Source organism: Acinetobacter sp. NBRC 100985 (assembly GCF_000241225.1).
Lineage (GTDB): Bacteria > Pseudomonadota > Gammaproteobacteria > Pseudomonadales > Moraxellaceae > Acinetobacter > Acinetobacter venetianus.
In genome coordinates this window covers 1-18392 of record NZ_BAEB01000064.1, presented here as the reverse complement: position 1 = coordinate 18392, position 18392 = coordinate 1, and the positions used below count along the sequence as shown (strand labels likewise).

General features: G+C 39.2%; 13 protein-coding genes. 8 read left to right on the top strand and 5 right to left on the bottom strand.

The features are described from left to right. Window positions 1-19 precede the first annotated feature (19 nt). Together ACT4_RS16120 and ACT4_RS16115 are read right to left on the bottom strand one after the other, a co-directional pair. Window positions 20-781, bottom strand: coding sequence for an SDR family oxidoreductase (locus ACT4_RS16120; RefSeq protein ID WP_007484083.1), 762 nt, complete (start codon window positions 779-781; stop codon window positions 20-22). 30 nt (window positions 782-811) lie between these two features. Next, window positions 812-1600 (bottom strand): enoyl-CoA hydratase, encoded by a 789-nt coding sequence (locus tag ACT4_RS16115; protein ID WP_007484080.1) that lies wholly within the window; start codon window positions 1598-1600, stop codon window positions 812-814. A gap of 318 nt (window positions 1601-1918) precedes the next feature. Here ACT4_RS16115 and ACT4_RS16110 point away from each other — a divergent pair, with 318 nt between their 5' ends. From ACT4_RS16110 to ACT4_RS16085, 6 genes are all read left to right on the top strand, one after another. After that, window positions 1919-3073, top strand: a complete 1155-nt coding sequence (locus tag ACT4_RS16110) for an acyl-CoA dehydrogenase family protein (protein WP_007484078.1) — start codon at window positions 1919-1921, stop codon at window positions 3071-3073. A gap of 56 nt (window positions 3074-3129) precedes the next feature. Next, window positions 3130-4413: an MFS transporter gene (locus ACT4_RS16105; protein ID WP_197664927.1), complete on the top strand. Its 1284-nt coding sequence runs from the start codon at window positions 3130-3132 to the stop codon at window positions 4411-4413. A gap of 36 nt (window positions 4414-4449) precedes the next feature. After that, entirely contained in the window at window positions 4450-5118 is a 669-nt protein-coding gene (locus ACT4_RS16100) for a 3-oxoacid CoA-transferase subunit A (protein ID WP_007484074.1), read from the top strand. Further along, entirely contained in the window at window positions 5118-5768 is a 651-nt protein-coding gene (locus ACT4_RS16095; RefSeq protein WP_007484072.1) for a 3-oxoacid CoA-transferase subunit B, read from the top strand. The genes ACT4_RS16100 and ACT4_RS16095 overlap by 1 nt, the downstream gene beginning before the upstream one ends. Before the next feature lie 93 nt (window positions 5769-5861). Further along, entirely contained in the window at window positions 5862-7175 is a 1314-nt protein-coding gene (dcaP, locus tag ACT4_RS16090; protein ID WP_007484070.1) for an outer membrane trimeric porin-like protein DcaP, read from the top strand. A 16-nt stretch (window positions 7176-7191) separates the two neighbouring features. Further along, on the top strand, window positions 7192-8406 hold the full coding sequence (locus ACT4_RS16085; RefSeq protein ID WP_007484068.1) for an MFS transporter: 1215 nt from the start codon (window positions 7192-7194) through the stop codon (window positions 8404-8406). Between the two features lie 15 nt (window positions 8407-8421). Here the strand turns inward: ACT4_RS16085 and ACT4_RS16080 are convergent, their stop codons facing one another. Further along, window positions 8422-8844: a PaaI family thioesterase gene (locus ACT4_RS16080; RefSeq protein ID WP_007484066.1), complete on the bottom strand. Its 423-nt coding sequence runs from the start codon at window positions 8842-8844 to the stop codon at window positions 8422-8424. A gap of 312 nt (window positions 8845-9156) precedes the next feature. Here ACT4_RS16080 and ACT4_RS16075 point away from each other — a divergent pair, with 312 nt between their 5' ends. Beyond that, on the top strand, window positions 9157-10959 hold the full coding sequence (locus tag ACT4_RS16075; RefSeq protein ID WP_007484064.1) for an acyl-CoA dehydrogenase C-terminal domain-containing protein: 1803 nt from the start codon (window positions 9157-9159) through the stop codon (window positions 10957-10959). A gap of 191 nt (window positions 10960-11150) precedes the next feature. Here the strand turns inward: ACT4_RS16075 and ACT4_RS16070 are convergent, their stop codons facing one another. Further along, a complete protein-coding gene (locus ACT4_RS16070) occupies window positions 11151-12896 on the bottom strand; it encodes an ATP-binding protein (RefSeq protein WP_034605438.1) in 1746 nt (581 codons plus the stop codon). A 104-nt stretch (window positions 12897-13000) separates the two neighbouring features. After that, a complete protein-coding gene (locus ACT4_RS16065) occupies window positions 13001-13696 on the bottom strand; it encodes a response regulator transcription factor (RefSeq protein WP_007484062.1) in 696 nt (231 codons plus the stop codon). A gap of 154 nt (window positions 13697-13850) precedes the next feature. Between ACT4_RS16065 and ACT4_RS16060 the strand changes: the two genes are divergently transcribed. Further along, the coding region (locus ACT4_RS16060) for an ESPR-type extended signal peptide-containing protein (RefSeq protein WP_007484061.1) at window positions 13851-18392 on the top strand (4542 nt) is incomplete at its 3' end.

The following is an 18392-nucleotide window of genomic DNA, read 5'->3' as shown; positions in this document are numbered from 1 at the left end:
TTACGTTTCAAAATTAGATTTAATTTAAATATTGTTTATCGCCATCAATCGGTAAGATTTGTCCCGAGATGGAGCGTCCACTTTCTGAAGTCAGAAACACGCACAGATCCGCAATATGCTTTGGATCTACAAAGTATTTGAGGGACTGATTGTTTAACGCATTTTGGGTAGCTTGTTCCAATGAGGTGTTGGCAAGATCAGCACGAGCCTGTAATACACGTTGAACACGCTCACCATCTACTGCACCGGGAAGAATGGCATTGACGCGGATATTGTCTATTCCTAGTTCCATAGACAGCGTTTTGGTAAAACCAACAATGCCCCATTTAGAGGTTGAATAAGCCAAACGGTATGGATAGCCTAAACGACCAGCAATCGAGGATAGATTAATAATTGAACCTCCAATAGATTGCTTTAAATAAGGAATGGCAAGTTTGGTCATCAGAAAAGTACTGTTGAGGTTGAGATTGAGAACCGCATTCCAGTCTTCTAGATTTAAATCCTCAGCTGCAACGGTTGGCCCTGAAATACCTGTATTATTGACCAGTACATCTAAATGGCCGAATGTATGGACGACTTGCTGAAACATATCCTGAATAGCATCTGGTTGGGCAAGATCACAGCTATAGGTATGTAGTTGCGGGAAATCCTGTTTAAACTGCGCCAGACTTTCTGTATTAATGTCGCAGACAAATACCTCATCACCATTTTTTAAAAATGCTTCTGCTATACAACGTCCAATACCTGAACCACCAGCACTGACAAAGACTTTTTTATCCATGTTAAGTTCCATTCCTTGATAATTAAGAGATCACTTGCCCTGATAAGTCGGTTTACGTTTTTCAATGAAGGCATTGATTCCCTCATTTTTATCTTCTGTTGAGAACAGCAGTTGGAATGATTTACGTTCAAGAGTTAAGCCTGCGTTTAAAGGCACATCTTCACTCATTAATGCCACTTCTTTAATTTGTTGCAGAGCAATTGGAGGCATTTTTGCTAGGCTTTGAGCCATTTTTAGGGCAGTGGGGATCGTGTCTTCATCTTCAGTCACTTGAGACACTAGACCGATGAGATAGGCCTCTTCCGCAGGTACCATGACGCCAGTCATAATCATGCGCATCGCATGAAATTTACCGATAGCACGAAATAATCGTTGTGTACCACCTGCACCGGGCATTAAGCCGACTTTAATTTCAGGCTGGCCAAAAATGGCGCCTTTCCCAGCAATAATAATGTCAGCATGCATTGCCAATTCGCAGCCGCCACCTAATGCATAACCGTTGACTGCTGCAATCACTGGTTTTGGACATTGTGCAATCGCATTCCAATATCGCTCGGTATGACGTAATAGCATCTCTGTGGAATCCGCTGTAGCCATTTCTTTTAAATCTGCACCTGCTGCGAACACTTTTGTTCCGCCTGTCAGCACGATCGCATTGACATCATCATTAAAGCTAAGTTCGGTAAACACTTGTGCCAGTTGCTTGCGAACTTCGCCATTTAAAGCGTTCATAGCATCGGGACGGTTAATTTGAACCAATGCAACTTTGGGTATACTGAGATCTACTTCTAAAAAATTATTCCCTAGATTTGTATTCAATTTTATATCCTTTATTTCGCATAACAAAATTTAATTTCTCTAATGATGCGTATTTTAAAAGTTATTTCAAGTGTTTTTTATTCATATTAATCAAATTCCTTACGTACTGTTTCGTAACTAATTGATATTAGGCTGTGTTGGTGTATAAAATTTCGTTAAACGAAATTAATTTTTAAAAAAGCTTGAATTTTTGCTTTTTAATCTCGTAATATGAAATGAATGAGATGAAAAACCAAATTTCGTGATGCGAAGTTTGAGGTTTATTTGTCGAAATCTTTATCTAGAATTGCCAAGACAAAATATAAAGGGAGCGTACGAATGATTCGTGATGAAGGGATGCTGCAACAGTTACTCTCTACCATTCGGGATTTTGTAAAAAATGAATTGATTCCTCGTGAACATGAAGTTGCAGAAACTGACCGAATTCCAGAAGACATTGTGGTACAGATGCGTGAGTTAGGTTTGTTTGGTCTTACTATTCCTGAGGAATATGGTGGTTTAGGGATCACGATGGAGGAAGAGGTTAACGTTGCTTTTGAATTAGGACAAACTTCGCCAGCATTTCGTTCATTAATTGGGACAAATAATGGGATTGGTTCTAGTGGACTCGTGATTGATGGTACGGAAGAGCAAAAGCAAAAGTATCTGCCACGTTATGCAAGTGGTGAAATCATCGGTTCATTTTGTTTAACAGAACCTGAAGCTGGCTCTGATGCAGCTTCACTTAAAACAACTGCTGTAAAAGATGGTGATGACTATATCTTAAATGGAACCAAACGCTTTATTACCAATGCACCACACGCTTCTACTTTTACTGTGATGGCGCGTACTAATCCTGAGATCAAAGGTGCAGGCGGTATTTCAGCATTTTTGGTGGAAGCGAATACACCTGGTATTTCGCTTGGAAAGATCGACCAAAAAATGGGTCAGAAAGGTTCACATACCTGTGATGTGATTTTTGAAAACTGTCGTGTACCTGCCTCAGCATTGATTGGTGGTGTCGAAGGTGTTGGTTTCAAAACAGCGATGAAAGTGTTGGATAAAGGGCGTTTACACATTGGTGCTTATAGCGTGGGTGTCGCTGAGCGGATGTTAGATGATGCTTTACGTTACGCAGTTGAGCGTAAACAGTTTGGACAACCGATTGCCAATTTCCAGCTGATTCAGGCGATGTTAGCAGATTCAAAAGCAGAAATTTATGCTGCTAAATGTATGGTTTTAGATGCCGCACGCCGTCGTGATAGCGGTGAAAATATTAGCACTGAAGCATCATGCGCAAAAATGTTCGCCACAGAAATGTGTGGTCGTGTGGCAGATCGTTGCGTTCAGATTCATGGTGGCGCAGGTTATATCAGTGAATATTCGATTGAGCGATTCTACCGTGACGTACGTTTATTCCGTCTATATGAAGGTACTACTCAGGTACAACAGATCATTATTGCCAAGAACATGATTAAAGAAATCACTGCTTAATAAGTCTAAATAACATAAGGCAGGGGATGCCTTATGTTTCTATTAAGGATACGGAAATGACAACAGAAATAATGAAGCAGGAAAATAATAGTACTGAAGCGATTCAGACCCCTAAAAAAATATGGATTACCGCTTTTATCTTTGCCTTTTTTGCATTGTTGTGTGATGGCGCGGATTTAGGATTTTTGGCGCTAAGCTTAACAAGTTTAAAAGCTGAATTTCATTTAACAGGTTTACAGGCGGGAATGCTCGGTAGTTTAACGCTATTCGGTTCAGCTATTGGTGGGTTGTTTGGTGGTTGGGCATGTGATCGTTTTGGTCGCGTTCGAGTCATTGTATTTTTTGTAGCTTATTCCTCAGTTTTAACCTGTGCATTGGGCTTTACTCATTCCTATGAACAGTTTGCAGTGATTCGGGTATTTGGTTCGATGGGATTAGGCGCACTATATATTGCCTGTAACGTCCTGATTTCAGAAATGATCCCAACCAAACATCGCTCAACCGCATTAGCGACTTTAATGACGGGTTATACATTAGGTTCGTTACTCGCTACTTTGTTAGCAGGTCATATTATTCCAATTCACGGTTGGCGCTTCCTATACTGGATTGCGATTACTCCGATTGTGCTGTCTATTCTCATGCACTTTATGGTGCCTGAGTCTGAGTCATGGAAACGTTCTCGCCAGCTTAGAGCTGCAAAAATTGAGAGCAATACTCAATCTGCTAAACCTCAGAGTACATACCGTGAAATCTTTAAGGATAAGAAACACGGCACGATGTTTATTCTTTGGGTAATTAGTACGGGTGCATTGCAGTTTGGTTATTACGGTGTGAGTAACTGGTTACCAGCCTATTTAGAATCTGATCTAGGGATCAAATTCAAAGAAATGGCAATGTATATGGTTGGTACGTTCATCATCATGATTTTTGCCAAAATCATTGCAGGTATTGTTGCAGACAAGCTAGGACGACGTGCGGTATTCGCATTCGGTACGATCGGTACAGCATTATTTATTCCAGTTATTGTTTACTTAAATACCCCAACGAACATTTTATGGTTAATGCTTTTCTTTGGTTTCCTTTATGGAATTCCATACGCCATCAATGCGGTCTATATGACTGAAAGCTTCCCAACTTCGATTCGTGGTTCAGCTGTTGGAGGTGCTTATAACGTTGGTAAGGTACTTTCTATTTTCTCACCATTAACAATTGGTTATTTATCTCAAAATGGTTCGATTGGATTGGGTTTATTAGTCATGGCGGGTGCTTACTTTATTTGTGGTGTTATTCCATTGCTGTTTATTAAAGACCGTTTATATAACCCGCAAAAAGCAGATTAAGTCCATCGTGCAATTTTAAGCAAAAGGTAAAATCTTATGATCAATAAAATCACCAGTGATATTGAAACGATTTTAAAACAGATTCCTGATGGTGCAACTATTATGACGAGCGGCTTTGGAACAACAGGGCAGCCAGCCGAATTAATTGAAGCATTGCTAGATATTGGAACGAAGGAACTCACGATTATTAATAACAATGCTTCTTCAGGTCCAGATGGCTTAACGAAGTTGTTTTTGGCAGGGCAAGTGAAAAAGTTGATCTGTTCTTTCCCAAAATCAGTCAGTTCAACAGTTTTTCCTGACTTGTATCGTGCAGGAAAAATTGATTTAGAACTTGTACCTCAAGGAAATCTAGCTTGTCGTATTCAGGCAGCGGGTGCTGGTTTAGGTGCAGTATTCACACCTACTGGTTACGGTACCAGAATTGCTGAAGGTAAAGAAACTCGTTGTATTAACGGTAAAAACTATGTGCTGGAATATCCATTAGAGGCTGATTTTGCATTTATTTATGCAGATAAGGCTGATCGATGGGGCAATCTTACTTATCGCAAGGCGGCTCGTAATTTTGGCCCAATTATGGCAAAAGCTGCGACTACAACTATCGCACAAGTCAATGAAATAGTGCAACTCGGTAGCTTAGATCCTGAGTGTATCGTTACTCCAGGGATTTTTGTACAGCATGTTGTACGGGTAGGAGATATCTAATGTCAGTTCAAAAACGTTCACGTGAAGATATTGCAAAAATCATTGCTCAAGATATTCCAGAAGGGTCGTATGTCAATTTGGGAATTGGTTTGCCAACCAATGTCGCCAAATATTTACCTAAAGATAAGGAAATTTTCTTACATTCTGAAAATGGCGTGTTGGCATTTGGTCCACCACCAAAGGAGGGAGAAGAAGATCCTGATTTGGTAAATGCTGGAAAAGAACTGATTACCTTATTGTCAGGTGGTTGCTTTATGCATCATGGAGATTCTTTTGACATTATGCGTGGCGGACATCTTGATATATGCGTGATTGGAGCATTTCAGGTTGCAGATAATGGTGATCTCGCCAACTGGCATACAGGTAAAGAAGATGATATTCCCGCAGTTGGTGGTGCAATGGATTTGGCGGTAGGCGCAAAACGGATTTTTGTTTGTATGGAACATACCACCAAAAAAGGCGAACCTAAAATCGTTAGTCAATTGACTTATCCCATTACTGGTGAGCAGTGTGTCAACCGTATTTATACCGATCTTTGCATTATTCAACTCGAAAATGGTCAGGCTAAGGTGATTGAAATAGTTGATGGTCTTAGTTTTGATCAACTACAGGCAATGACTGGCTGTCCATTAGTTGATGCTCGTCAATAAACTGCAAATTAAATAACGCTCACCCGATTTCGGCCGTTAAATCACTTTGGCTGTTTAGGGGAGTTTGATTAAAAAAGTCTTTAAGGAACAAAGATGAAAAAACTAATTTTGGCTACTGCTTGCGCAGTGGCTTCAGGAACTATTTTTGCAAATTCACCAGATAGTACTGAACAAAGAATCAATGCACTCGAATTGGAATTACAGCGATTAAAAACTGAATTAGCCGAACAAAAGAGTGTGCAATCAAATTTACAAGTTCAGCAAGTGAAATTGGATGAAAGCTTGGCTAAAGAACAAGCGACCGTAACAGCCAAACCTGTTGCGCCGTCTTGGATTACTTGGGCTGACAATGTCAAGGTCTATGGTATTGCCCGTATGGATGCAACCTTAGATTTCCAATCTTCACCGGACTCAGGTGGGCGAACGACCAGTAGCATCTATAAAGCACCATTTGAAAGTGACACACGTTCTGATCATACTCGTTCAGATGCGACCATTACTGCGAGCCGTATCGGGGTATACTTTAATAGTCCTAATAAGGATGTAACAGGTAATATCGAAGCTGACTTCTTTGATGGTTCAGTTGGGGGATCTGGTGATGGTAAATTCCGTATCCGCCATGCTTACTTTAATTATAAAGATTGGACTTTTGGACAAACATGGTCTTTGATGTCCAATATGGAAACCCGTACTGAATCTGTTGATTATACTCAGTTTATGGGAACCTCTTATACTCGTTTGCCACAAGTTCGATATGACTGGAAGCTTGGTCCGCAACATGATGTCAAGATGGCATTGGAATATACAGGATCGCGTGTTTCAGCTTTTCCGACACTGACAGGACGATATACTTTTAAACAAGGTAATTTGTTGGCACTGGCTCAGGGATTTGTGAATGAAAAGTCTGTTGATGTTGCAACAGATACTGTGAAAAAAGTGAGTTGGGGTGCTGGTGTTGGACTCAAATACAAATTGACACCGCAGCAATCCATACAGGCTAATTATCAACATATTGTTGGCGATCAGAAGTTTATGCCTTACACCACACAAAGTAGTTTGGCACATGCATCTGATCTCAAGGCAGCAGGTGATTTTTCATTGAATGAGGCCAAAAATGAATTGTTGATGAATACTTTAGATAGTGTCAATCTTGGTTATTCTTATAAGTTTAATGATCAATGGCGTACAAACTTATCTGCCTCGCTATTTTCATATGACAACAGTGACTATGCCAAATTAAATCAGGATGCTAATAAGCAATTAACTGATTTTGCGGTTAACGTATTTTATAGTCCAACAAGTCAAATGGATTTTGGTGTGGAATACCATCAAGGAGAGCGAGAGGTCTTTGATGGCAGAACGGCAGATATATCACGTATAAACTTTACCTCTATGTATAAGTTCTAAACTGGATTAAAAATATATGGATACAATAACTCGATCCAGTGCAGAACCATTGTTATCAAAAGGTTTTGTCTTCTTAATGGCGATGACCTGCGGCATTTGTGCGGGATCGAATTATTATAATCAACCATTAATTTATTCCATTGCAGAAGCTTTGCATGCAACCGCAGAACAGGTGGCCTTTACAATTGTTATTGGCCAACTGTCCTATGCCGTTGGACTATTTCTATTGGTGCCACTCGGGGATTTATTTGAAAAGCGTAGCTATATCTGTCTGTTAATGTGTTGTACAGGACTAGCTCAAATCGGACTTTCATGGAGTCAAACTTTAACTGTTCTATATAGTTTTACTTTCTTAGCGACTTTTTTCTCTATTGCCACGCAAGTTTTGATTCCTTTTGCGGCAGGATTAGCCAGTCCACAAAAAAGCCCCCAAGTTGTGGGAACACTAATGAGTGGATTGTTTCTGGGAATTTTATTAGCACGCTCGATCGCAGGTTTACTATCAACTGTTTGGTCTTGGCATGCGATTTATCTGATCAGTGGTATCTTGATTTTAGTCTGTGCATTAATTATGTGGCTAAAACTACCTACGATTAAAAATGAAAAAAAGATCAATATTCTTCAAATTTATCGTTCACTCTTTACTTTAGCGACTCATCAACCCCATTTGCTTCGGCGAGGTTTAGCTGGAGGCATTGGCTTCGGGATTCTTGCGTTGATTTTTACGACCATGACTTTTATTTTGGCGAATGCACCTTACCATTTTAATGATTTTCAAATTGGTTTATTTGGAATAGTTGGCTTGGCAGGGGTTTTTGCAACCACATGGGCGGGTAAGAAAATTGCTGCTCATCGTGAAAATAAAGTCGCACTGGTTTGCATATGGTTGTTAGTTTTAGCATGGATTCCATTATTTTTTGCTCATAAATCGCTGATCTATTATGCGATTGGAGTCATTATGGCCTACTTTGGTCTATCTGCTTTTCATGTGCTTAATCAGAATTTAGTTTATAGGCTTTCAGTAGAGGCTCGATCCCGAATAAACTCGATATATATGACCTTGTATTTTGGGGGTGCTGCCTTAGGCTCATTTATCGCAGTATATGCATGGAAACATTCGGGGTGGACGATGTGTGTTATTTTAGGGTTAACAATGGCAATTCTTGCTTTTGCAATTGACCGTTTTGATTTTTACAAGATGCACAAAATAGTACAGGAGATGAAGCCCTAAATAGGGCTTGAGATCTTATTTTCGGATTACCATTAATGTTGCTGAGGCAAATGCATATACTTTGCCTTGTTCATCTACGATTTTTCCTTCAGTTGTTAGAATATTTCGTCCGGCATTAATCAGCTCAGCTTGAGCATAGTAACTCGTATTGACTTGCAGTGGTCGAATCATTTTTACGTTTAAATCAATTGTTCCATAGCCTACACCTTGCTCAAGCATAGTATGTGCAGCACTGCCTGTTGCTGTATCTAGTGCCGTTGCGCAAAATCCTCCATGAACACCGCCTTGAATATTACGATGTTCCATTGTTGGGGTGACTTTATAGATAACTTTGCCTTGAGAAACTTCGATCAATTGCATGGGTAAAGTGTGAGCCATAGGTGAGGCAGAAATTTCACCATTTTTTAAAGCTGTTAAAAACTCAAGACCTGTTTGCATTCATCACTCCTTGATTTTGAAGGTTTATGTCTCTGTAAAATACTATATAAGCTTTAAAAATGGAATTTAATTTTACATTGCAAAATTTTTATTTATATGATTATTTTTGTTAAGATTATGAAATTTATTTAAATATAAATTTTTAACTTTATTTTAGGATTCACTAATCTGTTAAAAAGTAGTATTTCAACTACAATTGTGAAACTTTATTTTGCAATATGGAATTTATTTTGATATTTTAAATTTAACGATAAATAGAACTTTGCAGGGAAGGTGTCTGTAAAACACCGCAACAGATAGAGGACATATAGAATGCCAGCATATAAAGCACCACTGCGTGATATGCAGTTTGTACTTCATGAATTATTACAGACAGAACAGCTTTATCAGCAAATGCCTAAATATCAAGAAAATGTAAGTCTTGAATTGATTAATCAATATCTCGAAGTAGCAGCAGATTTTTGTGAAAATGAGTTAGCACCACTTAACCGTATTGGCGATCAGCAAGGATGTCATTTAGATAAAGGCAAAGTTACCACACCTGATGGTTTTAAAGAGGCATATCAAAAGTATACCGAACTTGGTTTTACTTCATTGACAGCAGATACAGCTTATGGTGGGCAAGGTTTACCTACACTGTTACGCATTTCAATTTCTGAAATGCTTTGTGGTTCAAATTGGGCTTGGGCGATGTATCAAGGCTTGTCACATGGTGCTATGCGTACGATCGAACATCACGGAACTGAAGAACAGAAACAGACTTATTTAACCCAGCTTGTATCGGGGAAATGGACTGGAACGATGTGCTTGACTGAGGCACAGGCTGGTTCAGATTTAGGTCTAGTGCGTACAAAAGCTGAACCGAATGAGGATGGTAGCTATTCAATTACAGGTGAAAAGATTTTTATTTCAGCTGGAGAGCATGATCTAACAGAAAATATTATCCATATTGTGCTGGCAAGGTTGCCCAATGCACCCGCAGGAACGAAAGGAATTTCTTTATTTATCGTACCCAAATTTAATGTCGATGAGGCAGGCAATCTAGCAGACCGAAATAGAGTTGTTTGTAGCGCAATAGAACATAAAATGGGTATCCATGGTAATGCAACTTGCGTATTGAACTTTGATGGTGCTAAAGGTTTCCTAATTGGACCTGAACATCGTGGCTTGAACTGCATGTTTACCTTTATGAACACAGCACGTATTGGTACAGCTGTCCAAGGGTTGGCTGCATCTGAAATATCATTTCAAGGTGCTTTAACTTATGCTAAAGATCGTTTAGCGATGCGTTCACTCAGTGGTGCAAAATATCCAGATAAAAATGCTGATCCGATTATTGTACATCCTGCAGTACGTACAATGCTTATGACCCAGAAAGCTTTTTCTGAAGGAGGTCGTGCTTTAGCCTATTTTCTAGCGCAACATGCAGATATTCTGGAGGTTTCAAATAATCCTGAGCAACAAAAGCTCTCAGATGAATTACTGGCTTTTCTAACTCCAATAGCAAAGGCTTTTTTAACTGAATCTGGTAATGAATCAGCTAAGCACGGAGTTCAAGTATTTGGTGGACACGGTTTTATCGCTGAACATGGTATGGAGCAGATAGTTCGGGATGCTCGAATTTCAACTTTGTATGAAGGTACAACTGAAATTCAGGCTTTAGATTTATTGGCACGGAAAGTATTGAAGTCTGGCGGTAAGCTATTACAAAATATGATTCAATTAATTGAAGAATTTGTAGAGCACCACAGCGGTCATACAGCTTTAATCCCATATACTGAAAAATTGACTGAGCTAACCAAACAATGGAATGGTATAACGCAGGAAATTTCTGAAAAAGCCAAGCAGAGCCCAGAAGAAATTGGTGCAGCTTCGGTCGACTATCTGTATTTTTCTAGTTATGTCGTATTTGCATATTTATGGGCTCGGATGGCACAGGTTGCTGATGAAAAATTGCAAGCAGGTACATCTGATGAGCAATTTTATCGGGCAAAATTGACCACAGCAAAGTTCTTCTATCAAAAGTTATTAATCCGTACTCAGACTCATCTCGCGGCAATTCGTTCAGGTGCAGAATCTGTGATGGAGCTTGAGCAAAATCATTTTTGTTTTTAATTAAAAAATATTCGTGGTAATGAGTGCAAGTTAATTAGATTAATTATACCAATTCTTTTAAATACAAAGCCCTTGTTTTCACATGGGCTTTTTGATTTTATTTTTCAATTTGTTCAATATGAAACTCGGGCTGATTAATAGATGAATAATACGCCTAAGCTATGTATTTGATCGTTATAGATCGATAAGAATTACGGTTTTATAACCTTAATACGCGTTGAGCCAGCTTGAGATAAAATATTCATCTTGGCACCTATTTTTTCGATGCGGAATTTCATACTTCTTAAGCCAACACTCATTCCTGACCTAAATACTGCATCAACATCAAAGCCAATCCCATCATCTTCTATTTCAAGTATAAGTTGATCTTTTTGATCATAAAATAAATCAACTTTAATATATCGGGCATTACTATGTTTAATGATATTGGTTAATGACTCCTCAATGACGCGTAAGAGTGTTAGACACTCCAATGCAGTAGGGCGGGTAAGCCATTGGTCTGGGAAATTCCAAGTGGATTGAATATCTAATTCATCAAAAATTTGAACAAAACGATAACGTATTGCGGCTCCCCAAATCATCGGTGTTTCTGGGGCATCATTACTTGAGCTAGAACCACTATCAATGATCTGACGTAAATCATCTCGCAGTAATTTAAGCATTGAAAGAAATTGTTGATTGCTAAGATTATCTCGACTTTGGTCAACTATTGCCATAGAACGAACAAGAGAACCTCCTAATCCATCATGAAGATCATGAGCTAAATTCATTCTTTCCTGAAGTTTGATATTTTCTAGTTCAAGATGATGCTGAGCACTGAGAGAGAGTTTTAATTCACTTTTTGCTTGTATAACACTTTCTTCCAAAGTTTTACTGAAACGCTCAATTTTACGGATATTATTTGCTAAGCGCATAGCAAGAATAAGTGCAATAAATAAAGTCGTTAACGGTGCTGTATATGCTGTCCATGAGATACCACTACCGATTTTCATGATGTATAAAAAGTCATGAACTGCGACGATAAGATAGATTAAAAACACACATGCCAGTAAATTAGCTTCTATTTTTTTCGATCGATAAGCAATAAATGGGTAGGTTATAAAATTAATAATAATTATTAAGACACCAATGATAAAACTAAGCATTAGAAAAGTGCCCAGTGCTGAGTTTGGCAAAAATATAGCCATTAGTGCAATGGTAGCTAGTGCAGCGAATAGCATTTTTTCAGTTTTTGGAAAGCTTCGTTGAGCCAACCGCCATGCATAAAAGCAGGAAAAGATGAAATAGGAGAATAATGCTACTATATTAACTCTAGCGATTTGTAATGTTGTTAGCTCTAATATGGGATTTATCATGACTACATTAGACATAATAAGTACCCAAGTTAAAGAGGTTAGGGCAAACCATCCAAAGACACTTTCTTTTCTACGAAATAACCAAACCAATAACGCGACAATTCCTAGCGTAAGAGAGAAAACTAAATTAAAAAAATGTAGAACACGTTGTTCATACCAAAACTTCTGATAGAGTGGCATTACCTCGTCTGAATGACCCAATAAAACCTTACCCAGACCTGATGACTGAGTTGCGACACCTACTACTCTAATCCATAGAATATTTTCCCCAGCATTTAGGCTTGAGGCTGGTAAATTCCAATATCTTGGCATATTCCAACTGCGAGATAAGGGTTCAATAAGAGAGCGATCCTGCCATAAAAGTTCGTTATTTAAGTAAATTTGTCCCGCCATATTGATATTGTTAATCACTAAAGTAGCGGGGGCTTTTTGATTATTACAAGTGTAGTCCCATTTAATTTTGTACCAAACACTGCCTGAATAATCTTTCCAACGTGATTCGATAAGATCTGGAAATTGATTTACATTTTCCCAACCCGTTATTGGACGCTCAGTACGATCTATTCCAGTTCCTTTGGCGATTTGGCTGCTTATAATTTTTATTTCACATAAAGTGGGGTTATTGTCCTTAGGTAATGTCTTTGCATAAATAATGGGTGTTACAAAGAAAAATAAAATAAGAAAGCTTAAGGCAATAACCCCATATTTCGAGCAGTATTCACCGCTTTGGCTCGACTGGATACGCTGAGTTTGCGATAAATATGCTTGATATGACATTCGACGGTATATCTCGATAAATAAATTTTTTCTGCTATTTCTTTATTGCTTAAACCTTGAGCCACGAGATGTAAAATTTCTAACTCTCGTGCAGATAATATATTGTTTTCACTTGTAATGTGGTTAAGTTTCTCAGAGTTTTTAATTACTTTACTAAGAATTTGTTGTGCAATAAATGGGTCTATAGGTGCTCCGCCTCGAAGTAAGCTACGTATCGAAAGCATTACTTCAAAATCATCTCGCTCTTTGAGGACATATCCTGTCGCGCCCGCTTGTATAGCTCCTAAGATTGCATCTTGAGTAGACCATGCTGAGATCACCAAAATTAAACTCGTTGGATCTTGTTGGCGTAAGGTTTCAATAAAATCCTTGCCATTACCATCAGGTAATCCAAGATCAACTAAGGCAAATGAAATAGGTTGTTCCTCTAATAAAGACAAAGCTTCCTTGAGGGTATTTGCAAAAATTAAGACTTCTTGAGTATAACCAAGTTCTAGCAAAATCAATTTAAGCCGTTGTTGCATAACAGCATCATCTTCCAGAATAAGTACTGGAATGGGGAGAGTTAAATTAACAATCGTCAAGGGTGCTCTCCAATTATTCATAGATTAGCCTTTAGCATAATTATGTTTGTTGTCGATAGATATCCCTGAAAATAGGGATATTCATGACGATAAAATACCCAATTTCAGTGATATGCAAGTCTCAAAAAATAACCTTAAATAATATTATTTTACATAATATTACAAGGCTTGAACAATGAATCACATTTTTAAGAAAGTATGGAATAAATCACTCGGAAGGTTCGTAGTGGTTTCTGAAAATGCGAAGAGCACAGGTAAAACAGATAATACAACTGGTACAAAGAGCTATTCTGTAGATTCGCCAACAGCCTATTCTGATAAATATCGGATATTTGGTCTGCAAACTCTCGTTTTGAGTATTGCAATGGCTACAGGGACTCAAGTTTGGGCGATGGTATGTGATGCTGATGGCAATGGCGGTACTGGAGGAAGTTTAGCAACAGGTTCTAATGCTTTTGCATGTGGTAATTTGAATACAGCTTCAGGCATAGGAAGTACGGCAATTGGAGGTGGTAAGAAACAGCACCTTAGTGAAACTTTTTCTTCTTCGACATTATCATTTGGTGATTTTGTGGTAGAAACGAATCAATCTTCAGCGGTATGGGCTTATGACGGTAGTCTTAAAGCTAACATGATACTCTCAATTAATGGACAAACAAATTTAAGTGATGCTGCTAAACAGGGCTTTTTAAATTATGTTCAGGGTTTTTCAGAAAAAGCTAACCGAGCTAGTAACATTGCGAGTAGTGCTTTAGGCGTAATTAATAATGCTTCTGGGGTAGCAAGTAATGCAGTTGGATTCAATAATATTGCATCAGGCGATGCAAGTGCTGCATATGGGGCAAGTAACCAAGCCACAGCACAATATAGCAGTGCTTTTGGTAGCTATAGTTCAGCGATTGCTGATAAAGCTACAGCGATCGGCTACGATTCGCTTGCTGATGAAGCTAATACAATCTCAGTGGGACGTAGTGGTGCAGAAAAACGTATCATGAATGTTGCCGCTGGGACTCAACAAACTGATGCAGTGAATTTAGGACAAGTACAGACGCTTTTGACCAATGCTGGTGTAAGTGCATTTGATAATTACACACATAATGCAAGTAATACAGCTTTAGGCTCTGCATCTGGAAGTGCGCATATAACCGAAAATAATGGTACGACCTTGACTAGGGTTGCAGGTATCACGGTCACTGCGACAAGCAACAGTATTGATGATATTGACTCATTTACAATTAATGGTGTAACTACCACTAAGTTAGCTGACCCTGATAAAGTCGCAGCTTTTATAAATGCTGCGAAAAAGGGCGGCAATATTGCTGTCGGATCAAAAAGTACAGCGGTAGGTACAGGGAATATTGCCACGGGTTTAAACAGTAGTGCAGTGGGTTTTTACAATACAAGTATCGGACAATCTTCAACAGCAGTTGGTAGTGCAACAAGTCCAGCAGGTCGTACCCCTCCAGGCGTTATTGTAACAGCAGGAGTTGTAAATGCTATTGATGGTGTAACTATAGTTAGTACTGCAACAAGTTGGTCTGATTTACGTGACAACCCAACCAAACTGATTTCTGTGAATGGGATGGTACTTAGTGATGAACAGAAATCAGCCTATATAAATGCTGTTCGTTATGGTAGTAATGCTGCAATTGGTTCTGCCAGTAATGCAATGGGTAATGAAAATATTGCGTTAGGTCAAGATAGTAATGCTATCGGTTCAAATAATAAAGCAATTGGCTCTACTAGTAACGCATTAGGACGAACCAATATCGCTTCTGGTGGTTATAGTAGCGCAATAGGCCATGCCAATACCTCTTCTGGTGTAGATAGCAATGCTTTCGGCTCTTATAACATTGCATCAGCTTCAGGTAGCAGTGCATTAGGTCGCCAAAATATTGCATCAGGTCAATTTAGCAGTGCTCTCGGTTATCAAAACATTGCAAATGGTACTCGAAGTGTAGCAGTTGGTAGTAAGAATTTGGCTCAACAACTCGGTGCAACAGCGGTTGGTGCATCCTCTGCATTTGGTTCTGTAATTTATAAAAATGACGGTATCAAGATCACTCATATTAATGATATTCCTGTTACTGCTACAGGATTGACTACGAATACGATCACAGCAGTTAATGGGGTAAGCATCACTTCGAGCCAACTTACAGAATTGCTAAGCACACTTGCTGCAGGGGGAAATGTTGCTTGGGGTGTACAGTCCTCAGCAATTGGATCACAAAATATTGCTACAGATCAACAAAGTACAGCTGTTGGTTCTAAAAACAAAGCTGTGGGATATACTAGCAGTGCTATAGGTAACAACAATGTGGCATTGAAAGACAATAGTAATGCGATTGGTGCTGATAATAGAGCGGTGCTTGCCAACAGTAATGCTTTAGGTACAAGGAATATCGCTACACAAGCAAATAGTAATGCAATTGGTACACGAAATACGACATTAGGGGCATCTTCATCTGCAATTGGTAGTGCGGTAAGAAATAGTGAAATACCACCTTCGGTTGGCTATACGGCAGGAGTGATCACAAGCATTGATGGTGTTAGTGTCACCAGCACAGCAACATCTTGGCTAGATTTAAAGAATAACCCAACCAAATTGACCGCAATTAATAATTTATCTTTATCAGAAGAACAAAGTGCAGCATTTGTCAGTAATGTAGGTTTTGGTGGCAATATTGCATTAGGAACAGAAAGTAATTCGATTGGTAATCAAAATTTTAGTATTGGAGCACAAAGCAATGCGATTGGTGTAGACAATATTTCATTAGGTACTTCAAGTAGTGCCTTGGGTGTTTCAAATAAATCCAAAGGAAATTATAGCTTTACGGCGGGTAGTCATAATTTAAGTCAACAGTCGGGTTCAACAGCTGTGGGCGCTGCTACAGGTTTCAGCTACCTTTATATCAGTAATGATGGTACGAAGATCACAGCAATCAATGGTATCCCTGTTACTGCATCGGATAACTCAACGGCATCTATTACTCATATCAATGGGCTTGCTGTGAGTCAGCAAGATGTACAGGACTTCTTAAGTTCGATTGAGAGAGGTGGTTCAGTTGCTTTTGGTGTAAATAGTACTACGGTAGGTAATCAAAATATTGCTGTAGGTACGCATAGTACTGCTGTAGGGGTTCGAAATGTTGCTGGAGATATAGCAACAGCAGTTGGCCATAATAATACAGCTACAGGGATTTCTAGTACGGCAGTTGGTCAGGCCAATAATGCTTCGGGTGCAAACAGTACTAGCGTTGGGTACAACAATGAAACAACTGGTATTTTTTCTAATGCTTTCGGCTTTAATAATCAGGCTGCGAATCAAAATAGTAGTGCCTTGGGTGCAAACAACAAAGCATTGGGTATGAACAGTAATGCACTTGGATACTTTAATACAGCTCAAGGTGTCGATAGTTCGGCAATTGGTATAGAAAATATAGCGATAGGTGGCCGTAGCAGTGCATTGGGCTATAAAAATGAAGCGACTGGTTTAGATAGCAGTGCGGTTGGATCAAACAACTTAGCAAGTGGTCAATCTAGCAGTGCATCAGGTATTTACAATACAGTGACTGGTAACAGTAGTAGTGCATCAGGCGTAGGAGGATTGGCATTAGGTAATGGTAGCTCAGTGATGGGTGGAGCTTTAGAAGACCAATCCACTTATGATCCAACGCAACCTCAAACCATTCTGAGTGGTCGAGTGATTGAAATGGATATGGCAACAATGACTGGGACAGTCGATGGTTTGGCTTTCGCGATTGATACCAGTGATCCAATAAATCCGGTGATTACTTTAGGAAATAAGGCGTTAACTCTAGATGAAGCTGCTGCCTTTATGCAAACTTTGCAGAAAGGTGGAGCTTTGGCTGTTGGCGAACAGGCTTTAGCGGTGGGTTCTCGTTCAACAGCTTTTGGAAATAAATCAACTGCAATTGGTGCTGAAAGCAAAGCTTATGCTGACAACAGTGTTGCCTTAGGTGCTGGATCAATAGCAGATGAAGTCAACACTGTATCTGTAGGTAAAACTGGTGCTGAAAAACGAATTACTAATGTTGCTGATGCTCAAAATGACTACGATGCTGTGAACAAACGGTTACTGACTCAAGCAGTTGAAGATGCTGTGTTTTATGATGCAAGTAGCAATAAAGCCACAATTACTTTATCTGGCACTAGCGGAACGAAAATTACTAATCTTCAAGATGCAATTTTAAGTGATACGTCTAGTGATGCCGTTACAGGTAGACAGTTAAAAGCAACGAATGAGGACGTTGCTTCGCTAGACTCACGAGTAGATCAAAATGAAGCTGATATCGGCACTTTATTGACAGACTTAACCAGTACCCAAGGCGATGTCACGAATCTTCGTACAGATTTGACCAGCACTCAAGGTGATGTGACAAATCTACGTACAGATTTGACTAGTACCCAAGGCGATGTCACGAATCTTCGTACAGACTTAACCAGCACTCAAGGTGATGTGACAAATCTACGTACAGATTTGACCAGTACCCAAGGCGATGTCACGAATCTTCGTACAGACTTAACCAGTACCCAAGGCGATGTGACGAATCTCCGTACAGATTTAACCAGTACTCAAGGTGATGTGACGAATATTCGTACAGATTTGACCAGTACCCAAGGCGATGTGACGAATCTCCGTACAGATTTGACCAGCACTCAAGGCGATGTCACAAACTTACGTACAGATTTAACG